The organism is Nonomuraea sp. NPDC050328 (assembly GCF_044459405.1).
In the GTDB taxonomy this organism is placed as follows: domain Bacteria; phylum Actinomycetota; class Actinomycetes; order Streptosporangiales; family Streptosporangiaceae; genus Nonomuraea.
The window spans coordinates 298,442-313,725 of record NZ_JBITIW010000002.1 but is presented as its reverse complement, the minus strand read 5'-3'; the positions used below and the strand labels follow the sequence as shown (position 1 = coordinate 313,725).

11 protein-coding genes are annotated in these 15,284 nt (G+C 67.8%); 4 read left to right on the top strand and 7 right to left on the bottom strand.

Annotated features, from left to right (window positions below; translation table 11 throughout):
* From ACIBG7_RS07595 to ACIBG7_RS07585, 3 genes are all read left to right on the top strand, one after another.
* The gene (locus tag ACIBG7_RS07595; protein WP_397335543.1) at positions 1-333 is read left to right on the top strand and encodes a hypothetical protein; all 333 of its coding nucleotides are present in this window, start codon (positions 1-3) and stop codon (positions 331-333) included.
* 635 nt (positions 334-968) lie between these two features.
* Entirely contained in the window at positions 969-1,922 is a 954-nt protein-coding gene (locus ACIBG7_RS07590; protein ID WP_397335542.1) for a helix-turn-helix transcriptional regulator, read from the top strand.
* A 171-nt stretch (positions 1,923-2,093) separates the two neighbouring features.
* Positions 2,094-3,287 (top strand): phage major capsid protein, encoded by a 1,194-nt coding sequence (locus ACIBG7_RS07585; RefSeq protein ID WP_397335541.1) that lies wholly within the window; start codon positions 2,094-2,096, stop codon positions 3,285-3,287.
* Positions 3,288-4,346: 1,059 nt separating this feature from the next.
* Here the strand turns inward: ACIBG7_RS07585 and ACIBG7_RS07580 are convergent.
* The 7 genes from ACIBG7_RS07580 to ACIBG7_RS07550 all read right to left on the bottom strand — a co-directional run bounded on the left by ACIBG7_RS07580 (position 4,347) and on the right by ACIBG7_RS07550 (position 13,547).
* The gene (locus ACIBG7_RS07580) at positions 4,347-5,936 is read right to left on the bottom strand and encodes a recombinase family protein (protein ID WP_397335540.1); all 1,590 of its coding nucleotides are present in this window, start codon (positions 5,934-5,936) and stop codon (positions 4,347-4,349) included.
* A gap of 57 nt (positions 5,937-5,993) precedes the next feature.
* The gene (locus ACIBG7_RS07575; RefSeq protein ID WP_397335539.1) at positions 5,994-7,130 is read right to left on the bottom strand and encodes a ComEC/Rec2 family competence protein; all 1,137 of its coding nucleotides are present in this window, start codon (positions 7,128-7,130) and stop codon (positions 5,994-5,996) included.
* 160 nt (positions 7,131-7,290) lie between these two features.
* Entirely contained in the window at positions 7,291-8,406 is a 1,116-nt protein-coding gene (locus ACIBG7_RS07570; RefSeq protein WP_397335538.1) for a helix-hairpin-helix domain-containing protein, read from the bottom strand.
* A gap of 343 nt (positions 8,407-8,749) precedes the next feature.
* On the bottom strand, positions 8,750-9,562 hold the full coding sequence (locus ACIBG7_RS07565; protein ID WP_357927361.1) for a DegV family protein: 813 nt from the start codon (positions 9,560-9,562) through the stop codon (positions 8,750-8,752).
* A gap of 182 nt (positions 9,563-9,744) precedes the next feature.
* Positions 9,745-10,953 carry an imidazolonepropionase gene (gene hutI / locus ACIBG7_RS07560; RefSeq protein WP_357927363.1) on the bottom strand — a complete coding sequence of 403 codons (1,209 nt, stop codon included), beginning with the start codon at positions 10,951-10,953 and terminating at the stop codon, positions 9,745-9,747.
* 382 nt (positions 10,954-11,335) lie between these two features.
* Positions 11,336-12,724 carry a GTPase HflX gene (gene hflX / locus ACIBG7_RS07555; protein WP_357927365.1) on the bottom strand — a complete coding sequence of 463 codons (1,389 nt, stop codon included), beginning with the start codon at positions 12,722-12,724 and terminating at the stop codon, positions 11,336-11,338.
* Between the two features lie 130 nt (positions 12,725-12,854).
* Positions 12,855-13,547 (bottom strand): DUF4097 family beta strand repeat-containing protein, encoded by a 693-nt coding sequence (locus tag ACIBG7_RS07550; protein ID WP_397335537.1) that lies wholly within the window; start codon positions 13,545-13,547, stop codon positions 12,855-12,857.
* Positions 13,548-13,704: 157 nt separating this feature from the next.
* Here ACIBG7_RS07550 and aceB point away from each other — a divergent pair, with 157 nt between their 5' ends.
* Complete coding sequence (gene aceB, locus ACIBG7_RS07545; protein ID WP_397335536.1) at positions 13,705-15,282, top strand: malate synthase A; 1,578 nt, start codon at positions 13,705-13,707, stop codon at positions 15,280-15,282.
* Positions 15,283-15,284: the final 2 nt, after the last annotated feature.

Here is a 15,284-nt window from a genome sequence, read left to right as displayed (position 1 = left end):
ATGACCTCGCACGATGACTTCACCGACACGCGACGGTGCGTTGTCGCTACCGTACGCGCACTTCTCAAGGACGATCTCCGCACCGCTCGGCATCTGCCGACGCTCGTGGATGACGCTCGGGAATTCGCAGATGTGTCCATTGGCTTGCTGCAAGCGGTGTGCCAGCTTTACCCGGTCGCGGCTGCCTCCATCAAGGCACCGCCGCCCACCTCCGACGCTCGGCAGGCGGGATACGTCGCTTGTCAGCTTGCGATGCTGGTCCTCAGAGGCGGGGCGGGAACTCAAGCTCCCCGGCTGCTGGAGACACTGGCCTACCGTATGGCAACCACCTGAACCGCACGGCCTTTGACCCTACGCCCCGCCTGGTGGGACCCACGGCGGGGCGTAGGGGGTCAAGGGGGGACACGGCCCCCGCGACATGGGCGGGATGAACCTTGTGCGGGGGCCGTGTCGCGCCACACCGGAGCAACCCTCCAGCGCTCCGATGTGAGTAGTGGGGCTATGGGCTCGACCGGAGTGGGACCGGGCATCCGGATATGAAGTTGCGGCGGAGGGCGGAGATCGCTCCCCATTTCCGCTTCGGCGGGTGGCATGTCTCGCAGTCCAGGGAACAGGAGACGGGGCACCATACGTCACCGCACCAGTGGGTGTCATGATGCGGTGTCTCGGGGTTTCCGATGCCGTCCCTGCTGTAGATCTCAATGCGGAGTGTCATCGTCGTCTCCGGCCATCGTCGTTGCCACCAGTCGCCCGTTCTCGTAGGTCCACAGCTCTCGACCCACCTGCTCAGGTCTCACCAAGGGCCTGTCGGGGTTCAGCCGGAGCCGGACGATGTTCACCGCCACCTGACGCTGGCCATCACTCTCTGTCCTCGACATGTCCCCAATCACAGCGGTCAGGAGTCATGATGGGAGGTACCAGGCCCACACCCCCACCTGGAGGCCCACACCTTGATGCCTATCGGCCCCATGATCGCGGAGCTGAGGATGGAACTCGGCCTCTCTCAGGCTCAGCTCGCGGATCGGGTGAACAAGATCTCCGGCAAGTGCCTCACCCGCTGGGATGTGTCTCGGTGGGAAGCAGGCCGGCGCGTCCCTGTGGGCGACATTCCAGCGCTAGCCGTAGCTCTGGACGTGGCTGAATCTGTCCTTGACGAGGCGGCAGAGGAGGCGCGCAGAGCCCGGAGACCTGACACGGTAACGGCTGACGCGCTGGAGGGTGTGCTTCTCTCTCACCGCAAGCTGGAAGACACCGTGGGCTCAAGGGTGGTGCTTCCCGCCGCGATAGCGCATCAGAAGCAGGCGGAGACTGTTCTCCGAGAAGCGCGAGGAGTCAGCCGGGACAGACTCGCGTCAGTCGCTTCCTCGTCGGCTCAGTTCTCTGGATGGCTCACGGCGTACTTGAGGCAGTTCGGCAAGGCTGATCGTTTCTACGACAAGGCCCTGAGGATCGCCCTCGAAGCCAACGACGATGACGCGGCCTCCACGGCGCTCGCCATGAGGGGACACCTCGCCTGGATGAGGGATGACGTTGGCGAGATGATCGCTCTCTCAAGGGCTGCCCGGAAGCTTGCCGTGAGACCAGCGACCAAGACGATTGCCACACAGCAGCAAGCGAGAGCGCATGCCCTGGAGGGAGACGAGGTCAGCGCCCTTCGCCTGTTCGATGCGGCGGAAGAGAGCTATGACCCGGAGGCGACAGCGCCCGATTCGGCGTACTTCTACAGCCCGCCCTACCTGATGATGCAACGCGGCATCGTCATGTTCTATCTGGGACGGTTCCAGGATGCCGCCGCCTTGATCGGGCAGGGTCTCGCGGAGCTGCCAGAGGAGATTCGGAACGCGGAGTGGATGGACTGGTACAAGAACATCAAGGCTGACGCGGAGGGCGGCGGAAGGAAGCTCGCCACTATCCAGCGATAAGTGGTGATTCAGGCTTCAGTGCCGGGTATATCTCAAGAGCAGAAGCCGACCAGGCCAGCCAAGATCGAAGAGCCCCAAGCCAAGATCGAAGAGCCCAACTGACGGCGAGACGTACGACGCGTCGAGCATTCCCTAGCTCCGCGTCGCTTCCTCGACGAAAGCGATTCGATCATGGCGTACTTCACCTACGGCAAGTCCCTCTCAGAACTCAAGGACGACCTCACCACGATGAGGGCGCGCTTGAAGGAACTCACATCCAAGGCCACCCACACCACCGCCGAAAAGGTGGAACTGGACACGCTCAGCGACGCGACGATGAACGCGGTTCGCGCCCTGGAGCGGAAGCAGTCCCAGAAGACTCTGAATGACGCCCTCAAGGAGCTGAACGGCGGTGCCGTCCCTCCGGTCGGCGGAAACGGGGCGGTGACATGGGGTGAGAAAACTCTCCGGCGCATGCTCGGCGGGGATCGTCCCGGCGACCTCTTCGGAGCGAAGGCGGTTCTCTCTCCGACCGGTGCCGTCACCACACCTGTCGCAGCGCCAGCGCCGTACGTACAGGGTCAGCCAGCTACCTCGCTGTTGAGCCTGATCCCGCGTCAGCCGACCGACACGCACTTCAGCTATCTGCGGCAGACCACGCGCACCAACAACGCGGCACCCGTCGCGGAGGGCGCGCGCAAGCCGACGTCGATCTACACCCTCGAACTGATCGAAGATCGGTGCCGCGTCATCGCGCACCTGTCGGAAGAGGTTCCGCGTCAGGTGCTCGCGGATCTCCCCGCCTTGCAACAGTTCCTAGACGGCGAGATGCGGTACGGGATCGATCTGGCGGTTGAGGGGCAAATCCTCAATGGGTCGGGTGCTGGTGAGAACATGCGAGGCATCCTCAACACGTCCGGTGTCCAGGTACAAGCGTTCGCCACGTCCAAGTTGCTGAGCATCCGGTCAGGCATCACGAAGCTACAGAATCTCGGCTACGAGGCGGGAGCTATCGCCCTCCGCCCGGTGGACTGGGAAGCTATCGAGACCAGCGTGACGGACGCCGGTTCGTTCATAGGCGCAGAGGCAGGACAGGGCACTCCGGTGGACGCCATGCGGCGCACACTCTACGGCGTCCCGGTGGCGCTGTCCCTCGCCGTTCCCGCTGACAAGGCCGTGGTCTTCGATCCTCGCAAGGTGCAGCTCAACACCCGTGAGGAAGTTCGACTGGACTGGTCGGAGTCGGTGTACAAGCCGGACCGCTTCGGGGCGGGGCAGGGCGGCACAGCGTTCGAGGCCAACATGATCACGTTCCGTGCCGAAGGTCGCTTCGGCCTGGAGATCCACGCACCCAGCTCAGCCGTCTCGGTGTCGCTGGTCGCGTGACGCTCTTCCCTCGTGGCTGTCATGGGCTTGGGACTCCATCTCCCCGAGCCGCCGTCACGAGGGAAGGCCAGCAGGGCGTTCGGGGTCGCTTGATCCTCCGTTTCCCGACCCCTTCGCCCTGCTCCCTAATCGCACCTCTGAGCCCCCAACGCGTAGTCACGGCACTGGAGGCCGGACCGCTGGCTGGTAGGGCGCTGGTCGCTCGCCCCGGTGTGTTCCAGGCCGCTGTAGGACAGCCGGGGGTAGGGGCGTTCAAATCTCTCCGTGATCATGGAGTCAAGGGACCACCGAGGGGGTCTCGTTCTCCCACAGGCGGAAAATCCGATCGTCGAGCCGTGCTCAAAGGAGTGATCAACTATGGGCGGACCCGGTAGCGGGCGAACTCCTAAACCCACTGCCCTCAAGCTGCTACAGGGCACCTATCGCGCTGATCGCGCGAATCAGGCTGAGCCTGTTCCGCCACCTGGACCGGTCGCCCCGCCGTACAAGCTTCCGCCCACGGTGCGAGAGATCTGGGATGATCTGCTCCTCAAGATGCCGCCCGGTTTGATCACGCCGTATGACGCGGAGTCATTCGCAACGCTCTGCGCGGTGATCGCAGGAATGCGGAACTCGGTCCGTCGTGGCGACGATGCGCGGGAGATGGGCCGGTGGGTCACCATGTTCGTGACGCTGTCAGCCCGGTTCGGACTCACGCCGGCTGATCGTGCGAGGGTGACTCGCCCTCAGTCCCAGCCAGATACGAAGGGCGAGGACCTGCTCACTTGAACAAGGACCCTGTTACTGTCGGTTATGCGTTCAGCGAGGGCAAGTTGGGGGCATCGCTGAGCGACAAGAGCGAAGGGACCGGGATACTAACCCTATCCCGGTCCCTTCTTGTGCACCCCCGTGCCCCCTATGTCTGACGGATGAACACGAACCTCGCTTCGCGGCGTACAGGGCTCAGCTTGCACACCACGTCGAAGGGACGTTCGTTCCTGTCAGCGTACGAGAGGGTGAGCAACTCACCCTCCGGGGCGAAGTAGGCGATGGTCTCCCACAGGAGACTGCTAACGATCGTCATCGCTCTTCTCCCCCCTCGTCCAGCATGAGCGTGAGCTTTGTGCGCTTGACCTCCGACTGGTTAGCCTGCCCGGCGTAGATGATCTCCACGGCCAGATCCGTGGATCGCGGGACGTAGGGCTTCGTCCAGCGGAAGGTCAGCATCCGCTCGGAGCCCTTGAGCTGGAACCAGATGGTGTCCGCCCGGAACGGACCTCCGCGTCCCCCCGCCTTGTGGACGACGATCTGGGCCAGGAGCGCCCGGAGCATCTCCCGTTGTTCTTCGAGGCTGGAAGCGTTCCAGGTCTCGTCCGTGTACCGTGCAGCCGCTTCGCGCTGCTCACGCTCCTTCTCGCGGGTGGCTACCTCCCGGCGAACCTCCTTCTGCCGGTGACGCAGGTTCCGAAGCGTCGCGAAGTAGTCGGCATCCGAGATCTGGTCCTCTTCGTACGCCTTGCGGGTGGTATCGATCTTCCTTTCGATCTTGTCGATCTCTGCGGAGAGGTCTTCGATGATCTGCTGATCGTCGGAGGCCCCCAGCGGGCCTTCCTCGTCCTGCTTCGCCTCCAAAGTGGCGACCACTGCGAAGCTGATCAGGACATCGATGATCCGGCCCGTCCTCGTGATCTCCCCGCATCCGCCGAACTGTTTCCGGCACCGGTAGACGTAACCGCCCGGGTCGCGCTTGTCGGGAGCCCCGTACAGGGCCGAGCCGCACTCTCCACAGGTGGCGACCCCAGAGAGCAGGTATCGACGCGGCTTGTGCTCGCCGATGCCCCGATGGGAGCTGAGGACGGCTTTCACCGCCTCGTGCTTCGCCACGGAGATGATCGGTTTCCAGTTCCCCTTGAAGCGCTCGGTGACCACCGTCTTCTCCGGATAGTGCACCGTGTGGGTGTAGTCCATCATCCCTGCCAGTGCAGGGTTAGCCAGGATGCGCCGGACGGTCGAGGGGTACCACCGCTTACCTCTCCCACGTGACCCCCTGGGAGGCGGGCAGCCTTCGAGATTCAGTCTCTCTACGAGATGGCCGATACTGCCGCCGGACAGCAGATGCTTCACCCAGCTCCGGATGACTTCGGCTTCCTCCTGGACGATCTCCATGTCGGCGGTGTAGCCGAACCTCCGTCCTCCCGTGGGCTTCTCTCCCTTGCGAGCCTTCGCCAGCAGGGCGCGACCGGACCGCTCGCTGATGCGCTCTGCTTCCTGCTGAGCGAACACCCCTTTCATGTGCAGGTTGCCCCTGCCGTTGGCCGTACGGAAGTCGTCTCCCTCGATGGTCTCCACCGGACACCCTGTGGTCTGGACCCATTCGACGAAGTCCACCAACTCAGACATTCGTCGGGTGAGACGGTCGAGGGAGTACACAAGAATGCCGTCGATCTTCCCGGCGATGTAGTCGGCCTTGAGCTGCTCGAAGACCGGACGGGCCTTCCCCTTGCTCGCACTGGTGTCGTTCTCGACGTAGTGGACGGGGTTACCCCATCCGAGATTCGCGGCGAGTCGTTCGAGGTCCTCCTTCTGACGGCTGACACCCAACTCCAGGCCGCGCAGGTCTCTGGAGATTCGTTCGTACGCGCCGGGCCGCTTCGGTTTGGCTCTAGACATGATGACCTCTCGGGTTGAATGTTCCCGCTGGTCAGCGGGCTTATCCCATCCCGAGTTTCAAGAAGCTCGCTCGTACGAGCGGGCGAGAGCCGGTTCGAAGAGGATCAAGATGACCACCGACGCCGAGAGGGCGGTGATGCCGTCCTTTGTGCGGCCGGTGCCCAGGGCTGTGACGGCGACCAGGCCCATGACGAGGGCGCGGAGGACGCTCGGGGACGGCCGGGCGACGACAGCAAAAGCGATCATGGCGGCGGCAGCCAGGACAGCACGTGCTGGGAGGGAGAGACCAGCGACGCGGCCGAGGACCAGGACCGCGCCGGCGACGATGGCGAGGTTGGCGCCTGACACGGCCAGAAGATGGGTGAGGCCTGCGTCGCGGAAGTCGGCGGCGACTTGGGGGTCCATGCGGGAGACGTCGCCGACCACCAGCCCGGGGAGGAGCCCGCGCTGGTCCGGCGGGAGTACGTCGGCGGCGTTGCGGAGGCCCGCTCGCAGGTCGCCGGCGATGCGGTGGATCCAGGACGGGGGTGACAGGACGCGGGGCTCGGTCCGGGCGAGCAGGGTTGCGGCCGTGAGATGGCTGGGGTCGGCTGGGGCCAGGCGGGCGGTCACCTCGATGCGCTGGCTGGGGAGCAGAGTGCGCCAGCCCGGGCCGAAGGCGTAGAGGCGGACGGGGATGTCCATGGCCAGGCGGTGGGAGCCGGTGATGAGGGTGCGGAGGTTGGCTGTGACGACGATCTGGTCTCGGTGGAAGTAGCTGCCGGGGCGGGGGGAGCGGATCTTCGGGTCGTCGGTCAGGACCAGCTGGGCGGTGATCGTCGCGCCGCGTTTGGTCAGGGCTGGGAGGGGGCCTGAGGAGATGGACAGGAGGTTCAGGGCGACGACTGTGGAGGTGGCTGCTACTGCGGCCAGGGTGGTGAGGATTGTGAGGTTGGAAGGGGCACGACGGGCTGCGCGATGGTCGGTTGTGGGGTGACCTGGTTCGGGACGACCTGGTTCAGGGTGGCCAGGCACGGAGTAGCCAGCCGCGGAGCCGCGGGCCAGCAGAAGGCGGGACGCTGAGCGGCGGGTTGTGGGGCGGCGGTGGAGGGTTAGGGCGGCTAGGGCGCAGGCGGCGGTGACGAGGAAGCCGGTCAGGGGTGGGCAGCCGAGGAGGATCAGGGCACTGGACCAGGCGCCCAGGGCGGGGAGCACCAGGGTCCAATTCTGCGCCGCGGTCCAGCCGTGCGCCTGGGTCCGAACGTGGGGCCGGGCGTGGAGCTGTGCGTGGGTTTGGGTCCGGGCGTGGGCCTGTGCATCGGATTGGGGCTGGGTGCGGGCGGGGGTGGCGGTGGGGGGTGGGGGGTGGGGCATGTCAGATCTGCACCTTGTCCTTGAGCTCGGCGTACGTTCGGGGGCCGATGCCGCTGACCTCGCGGAGTTGGTCGACTGACTGGAAGCCGCCGTGGGTGTCGCGGAAGGTGATGATGCGCTGGGCCAGGACCTCGCCTACTCCGGGGAGTTGTTCGAGTTGGTCGGGGGTGGCGGTGTTGATGTTCACGAGGGCGGTCGTTGCGGGGGCGGCTGCGGGGGGCGGGGTGTTGGGGGCGGCGGGGGTGCCTATGGCTATTTGTTCGCCGTCGGTCAGGCGGCGGGCGAGGTTGACGGTGCTGGTGTCGGCGCCTGGGCGGGGGCCGCCCGCGGATTGGAGGGCGTCGGTTACTCGGGAGCCTGCCGGGAGGGTGTAGACGCCTGGGCGGCGGACCTTGCCGGTTACGTGGACGATCAGTTCTGCGGTGGGGGTGGGGGTGGTGCGGGGGTGTTGTTGCTGGGTGGAGGGGGCTGGGTTGGGGGTGGGGACGGGGAGGGGTTCGGGGAGGGGTTGGGCGCGCCACAGCCAGAAGGCGGCGATGACTGCGGCTACTACGCCTAGGAGGATGAGGGCTCGGGTTTGGGGGCGGGCTGGGGCTAGTTGGGTGGCCACCGTCGCGCGGAAGGCCTCGAAGGTGGGGGGCAGGTTGGGGGGCTCCAAGGTTGGGGGGTTTGGGGCGGGGTGGGGGTGCTCCGCGGTGGGGGGTGGGGGCGGCGAGATGGGCTGCTGGTTGTAGGGGTTGAGTCTGGGCGGCTTGCTGGTCTGGGGGTGGGTGATGGGGTAGCCGAAGGTGAGGTAGTCGTCGTAGGCGGGTGAAGGTGAGGTGGGTGGCTTGGCAGTGGGGGATGGCGGGGGGCGGTCCGCCGTGGGTGGGTCGGCGGTGAGCGGCCTCGCCGGGGTGGAGGCAGAAGCGGGTCCGGCGGTGGTGGTGGGGATGGCCGTGGCGGCGGTAGGGGGTGGCGGGGCGGGAGCGGGGATGGGCGTGACGGGTATGGGGGTGCCCTGAGTGGGGGTGTCCGGCGTGGGGGTGGGCGTGGTGGGGCGCCGAGGCAGCCCCGTGGTGACGATCGCGTGGAGCCGCTTCTCGGCGATCAGGCGGTCCTGCTCGTCGGCGCGCACTCAGGGAGGTTAGGTGGGGCGACGGACCGGCTCGCGGGGCCGAGTGTGGTTCTGGGGATAACCGGGTGGGGAGGCTCGGGTGTGGATAAGGGGATCCGGCAGGCCGGTGCAGGCGCGAGTAGGTCCGAGGCGACAAGGTTCCGCGCTTGGCAAGCACCGGGCAGCAAGGCGCCAGAGCGGCGTCGGGGCAGCGTAGGGGTGCGTGTTGCAACGCAGGGCGCAGGGCGCAGGGCTCAGGCGCGCGGGAGCGCAGGGCGCAAGGGAGTGAAGGGCGCAAAGGAGCGAAGGAGCCGGGGCAGCCTAGAAGCGCAGGACGAACTCAGGGTGGGTTCGCCGACGGGCCCTAGGCGGAGATGGTGACGCCGAGCATGCCTGGGCCGACGTGGGCGCCGACGACGGTGCCGACCTCGACGAGGCGGATGGTGGCGTCGGGGAGGCGGTCGGTGAGGTGGGTGGTGAGGGTGGCGGCCCGCTCCGGGGAGGCGAGGTGTTGGACGGCGACGTCCAGGGCGCCCAGGTCGGCGGCGGCCTTGGTGGCCAGTTCCTCCAGGCGGAGGAGGGCACGGCCGGGGGTGCGGACCTTCTCCAGGAGGGCGATACGGCCGGCGGTCACCTCCAGCAAAGGTTTGATCATCAGGGCGGAGCCGACGAGGGAGGCGGCGGCGCCGATACGGCCGCTGCGGCGCAGGTGGTCGAGGGTGTCGACGTAGAAGAAGGTACGGGTGGAGGTGACGCAGCGGCGGGCGGCGGCGACGACGGAGGGGAGGTCGCCGCCGGCTTGGGCGATACGGGCGGCGGCCAGGACTGGGTAGCCCAGGCCCATGGCGATGGAGCGGCTGTCGACGACCTCGACCGGGATGGGGGCCGTCCCTGCGGCGGCGGTGGCGGCGGCAGCCGTACCGGAGAGTTCGCCGGACAGGTGGATGGAGGCGACCGCGGTGAAGCCGGCGGCGGCGAGTCGGGCGTAGGTGTCGGCGAAGAGCTGGGGTGGGGGCTGGGAGGTCTTGGCCCGGCTCAGGGCGCTACGGCTGAGGTCGACGGTGCCCTCGGGGTGGGCGGCGCCGTCCACGATCACCTGCAAGGGGACGATGGTGACGCCCGCCTCAGCGGGGAGGTAAGCGGTCGAATCCGTGACGACAGCAACCGTAGGTGGCATACATCACTATTGCATGGACGGCTCGTGGCACTGGACCCCGGCGTCGGCGGCCTCTCTTTGCAGGGTCGCCTGCTGCGGTCCCGGGTCCAAAGGTACTGCGGCCGGGCTTCGACTTAAGGCCGGCACACCAAGCGAAGCCCGGGACATCAAGCGAAGCCCGGGACACCAGGCGAAGGCAGGGGCTACTGCACCGGGGTGCCGCCGCGCCAGACGCGCTTGGGCTTGAGGCCGTAGGACCAGGCGAAGGCGCCCTCGTGGTCGGCGTCCCACTGGACGATGTCGGCCAGCCGCCCAGGAGCCAGGATGCCGCGGTCAGGGGCGCCGAGGACGGTGGCACCGCCCAGGGTGGCGGCCCGGAGGGCGTCGCCGACGCTCATGCCGAACATGGCCACGGCCAGCGAGATGACCAGCGGCATCGAGGTGATGCCGCAGTGGCCGGGGTTGTGGTCGCTGCCGAGGGCGACGGTGACACCGGCCTTGAGCATGCGCTTGACCGGCGGCACACTGCCCCGCTGCATCGCGGTGGCGGGGCAGATGACCGCGGGCACGCCGTACCGGGACATGATCGCGATGTCCTCGTCGGAGGTGAAGTGCAGCAGGTCGGCCGAGGCACAGCCGAGCTCGGCGGCGAGCTGGACGGCGCCACGGCGGCTGAAGACCCCGGCGTGGATACGGGGAAGGAGCCCGACGTTGCGGCCGGAGGCCAGCACCCAGCGGGACTCCTCGGTGGTGAAGTGGCCGTCGTCGCAGTAGACGTCGACGGAGTCGGCTCCCGCCGCGGCGGCGTCGGCGCACCAGGCGCCCACGGCCTCGACGTAGTCACGCTGGCGGCCGAAGTACTCAGGGGGCACCACGTGCGCGGCCAGGAAGGTCACGTGCACGCGGGGCATCATCGGCTCCTTCTCCAGCTCGCGCAGGAGCCGCACGTCGGCGAGTTCGCCGTCGCGGGTGAGGTGGTAGCCGGTCTTGGCCTCGACGGTGGTGGTGCCGCTCTGCAGCCAGGAGCGCAGCCGCTCGCGCACGCCGTTGCAGAGCGTCCAGGGGTCGGTGCCACGGGTGACGGTGACGGTGGAGCCCACGCCGCCGCCGGCCGCGGTGATGGCCGAGGCGCTGGAGCCGCCGGACCGCATGGCCATCTCGGCGTAGCGGTTGCCGGCGTAGACGGGGTGGGTGTGCGCGTCGATGAGGCCGGGGGTGACCAGCGCACCGCCGAGGTTCTCGACGTGGTCGACATCGACGATGTCGTCGACGACGCCGGGCACGTGCTGGGGCAGGTCGGCGGCACGGCCGACCCAGGCGATGCGATCGTTGTGGACCAGGATCGCCGCGTTGCTGAGCACGTCGTGCCCAGTCCACAAGCGGCCGATGTTGGTCAGGAGCCGTACGGTCACCGCATCACCGCCTCACCCAGAGTGCAGGCACGCACGGACCACGAAGACAGCACTGAGCTAACGGCTGGCGCCGCGCCCACTGAGTCCGCTCCGGGTCCGGACGACATGGGGTCTCCTGCTCTCACCCGCGCAAGATTGTGCGGTGACCGATCGCCGGACTCATGATCCGGCGATTTCAGTTCAGTTACGTTATTTCACAGGTGCGCTTGCTGTACAGGGTTATTCGGAAGAAAGCCCAATCATCCCTGGGACCCCCGCAGGTGACTTGACTCACAGCAGCCAGCATCCGAAACCCGCGCCATAGTAGGGGAAAGCTGGGCTTATCTTAACACCCTGCCAGCCCCTGTCTATTTTCACCTATGAAATCCGGATAAATCCGGAATCAGACATGTTCGACCGGTTTGCCAACCTTCTCCAGCTCGTGGAACAGGCTCGACAACACCCTGGCGTGCAGCACCGTGCCGTCGGCCGTGTGGTCGACGGAGAGCACCTCGCCCTCCTTGTGCGCCCGGGAGATCAGGTCCCCCCGGTCGTACGGCACCAGCAGCTGCACCTCGTGGTCGAGGCGCGGCAGCCGCTCCTCGATCAGCGCCATGAGCTCCTCGATGCCCGCCCCCGTGCGCGCCGAGACGACGATGCTGTCGCCGTTGAAGCGCCGGGTGAGACGGTCGACGGTGTCCTGGTCGGCCGCGTCCGCCTTGTTCACCACGATGATCTCGGGCACGTCGAGCGCGCCCTCGATGTCGGCGAAGACCTCGCGGACCGCGGCGATCTGCCCCTCGGGATCGGGGTGTGAGCCGTCCACGACGTGCAGGATGAGGTCGGCCTCGGCCACCTCCTCCAGCGTGGAGCGGAACGCCTCGACGAGCTGGTGCGGCAGGTGCCGCACGAAGCCCACCGTGTCGGCGAGGGTGAACAGCCGGCCCTCCGGCGTGCGCGCCTTGCGCACGGTCGGGTCGAGGGTGGCGAACAACGCGTCCTCCACCAGCACGCCCGCGCCGGTCAGCCGGTTGAGCAGGGAGGACTTGCCGGCGTTGGTGTACCCGGCGATCGCGACCGCCGGCACCTCGCGGGAGGCGCGGTGCGAGCGCATGGTCTCGCGCGCCACCGACATGCCGGAGATCTGCCTGCGCAGCTTGGCCATCCGCTCGCGGATGCGCCGCCGGTCAAGCTCGATCTTGGTCTCACCGGGGCCGCGGCCGCCGATGCCGACACCGCCGGCGGCACGGCCGCCGACCTGCCGGGAGAGGTTGCCGCCCCAGCCTCGCAGGCGCGGCAGCAGGTACTGGAGCTGCGCCAGCTCGACCTGGGCCTTGCCCTCGCGGCTCTTGGCGTGCTGCGCGAAGATGTCGAGGATCAGCGCGGTCCGGTCGATGACCTTGACCTTGACGATCTCCTCCAGTTCGCGGAGCTGGGCAGGGGTGAGCTCGCCGTCGCAGATCACGGTGTCCGCGCCGGTGGACTCGACGATGTCTCGCAGCTCCAGCGCCTTGCCGGAGCCGATGTAGGTGGCGGGGTCGGGCTTCTGCCGCCGCTGGATCAGGCCGTCGAGGACCTCGGATCCGGCGGTCTCGGCCAGGAGCTTGAGCTCCAGGAGGGAGTTGTCGGCGTCGTTCGCCGTGCCGGACGTCCAGACCCCCACCAGGACGACGCGCTCGAGCCGAAGCTGGCGGTACTCGACCTCGGTGACGTCCTGCAGCTCGGTCGACAGACCGGCCACCCGGCGGAGCGCGTGGCGCTCTTCGAGGTCAAACTGAATTTCTTCGTGCATTCCTGTCATCTCTAATAGGGAACGTCTGGACACCCGGGTCTCTTCCCCGAGGGCGCCCTCCCAAAGATGGTGACACGCGCCCCCGACAGGATTCATCTCCTTATCAGCGCCCACACCGGCGCGCCGGCCGTCAGGAGGTCTCGAGGACCTGCGCGTTTCCCGCGTTCGTGGTCAGCGTGATCTTGCGCGGTGAGGCCGGGTCGTCCGGCACCTCGACCTTCCTGTCCCCCACACCCGTGCTCGCCTCGACGTCGTAGCTCCCCTTGGGCACGTACACGGTCACGTCCCCGACCCCGGTCTTCGCCCGCACCTGGTCCGGCTCGCCGGCGAAGGAGACCTCGACCTCCCCCGCGTCCGTCTCGGCCTCGAACCGCTTGGCCAGCACCCCGTCCGCGTCGATGTTCCCGGCGCGCGTGCTCACGTCGGCGGCGCCGGAGACCGCGCGCAGCGTCACGTTCCCGGCGTCGGTGGCCAGTTGGAGGGCCATGCCCTTGGGCACCTCGATCCGGTAGTCGACGCCGCAGTCACCGAAGGTGTCCGGGCAGTTGTAGTTCAGGCTCAGCCCGCCGCCGCCGACCTCGTGCGCCGTCCGGGGCTTGCCCGAGCGCCAGTGGAGCGTCTCGGTGACCCGGATGCCGGTCCGGTCGCTCTCGTTGACCACGATGTCGCCCGCGCCGCTGTCGACCGTGAGCTTGGCCACCTTGTCGGTGACGTCGTAGGAGACCTGCTCCTGGTGGCGCGACCCGACCAGGTCGCCGATCCCGCACCCGGTGAGCAGCACACCGGCGGCCAGCGCCCCGGCGATCGCGAACGTCTTCTTCATGACGTCCATCCTGCTGAGGTACGGCAGGCCTCACATCGGGGAACAACCCCGAGCGGCGCTAGGGGGACCCCCGGCCTTTGACCCATGGAATCCCATGAAGTAGCTTCGCTTCCATCATTCAGAAGTCATTTTCCACGGAATGGAAAGAGGGCGGCGCATGGAGATCACCGGCCCCATGCTGGACAGGTTCGACGAGGTCCTGACGCCGGAGGCGCTGGAGTTCGTCGGGACGTTGCAGCGCGAGTTCGGCGCCCGGCGCCTGGAGCTCCTGGAGGCCCGGCGGGCCCGGCAGGCGGAGCTGTCGGCGGGCGGCACCCTCGCCTTCCTGCCCGAGACCGCCCACGTCCGCGACGGCGAGTGGCAGGTCGCGCCGCCCGCGCCGGGCCTGGAGGACCGGCGCGTCGAGATCACCGGCCCGGTGGACCGCAAGATGACCATCAACGCCCTCAACTCCGGCGCGAAGGTCTGGCTGGCCGACTTCGAGGACGCCAACTCCCCGCTCTGGGAGAACTGCGTGCTCGGCCAGCTCAACCTGCGCGAGGCGCTCGACCGCACCATCGACTTCGAGACCGGCGGCAAGTCCTACGCGCTCAAGCCCGACGCCGAGCTGGCCACCATCGTGGTCCGGCCGCGCGGCTGGCATCTGCCCGAGAAGCACGCCGTGGTGGACGGGGCGGAGATCTCGGCCTCCCTGTTCGACTTCGGGCTCTACTTCTTCCACTGCGCCCAGCGCCAGCTCGACAAGGGCCGCGGGCCGTACTTCTACCTGCCGAAGATGGAGTCGCACCTGGAGGCGCGGCTCTGGAACGACGTCTTCAACCGGGCCCAGGACCTGCTCGGCATCCCGCGCGGCACGATCCGGGCCACCGTCCTGATCGAGACCTACCCGGCCGCCTTCGAGATGGAGGAGATCCTCTACGAGCTGCGCGAGCACTCCGCCGGGCTCAACGCCGGCCGCTGGGACTACCTGTTCAGCGTGATCAAGAAGTTCCGTACCCGCGGCCGGGAGTTCCTGCTGCCCGAGCGCAACGCCGTCACCATGACCGCGCCGTTCATGCGCGCCTACACCGAGCTGCTCGTGCGCACCTGCCACAAGCGCGGCGCGCATGCCATCGGAGGCATGGCCGCGTTCATCCCGAGCCGCAAGGACCCCGAGGTCAACGCGGTCGCGCTGGAGAAGGTGCGGGCCGACAAGACCCGCGAGTCCGGCGACGGCTTCGACGGCTCCTGGGTGGCCCACCCCGACCTGGTGCCGATCTGCCGGGAGGTCTTCGACGGCGTGCTCGGCGGCGCGCCCAACCAGCTCGGCAACAAGCGCGAGGACGTCCACGTCACTGCCGAGGACCTGCTCAACGTCTCGGCCACGCCGGGCGGGATCACCGAGAACGGCCTGCGCGGCAACGTGGACGTGGCGCTGCGCTACCTGGCCGCCTGGATGGGCGGGCTGGGCGCGGTGGCCATCCACAACCTGATGGAGGACGCGGCGACCGCCGAGATCTCGCGCTCGCAGATCTGGCAGTGGATCCACAACGGCATCGAGCTCGGCGACACCGGCCAGGTGGTGACCAAGGAACTGGTCGAGCAGATCATCGCCGAGGAGCTGGCGAAGATCGCCGAGGAGCCAGGCTACGACAAGGAGCTGTTCGCGCAGGCGGAGGCGTTGTTCAAGGAGGTCGCGCTGGACGACCGGTTCGCGGAGTTCCTGACCCTCCCGGCCTACGCCCGCATGCCATGATA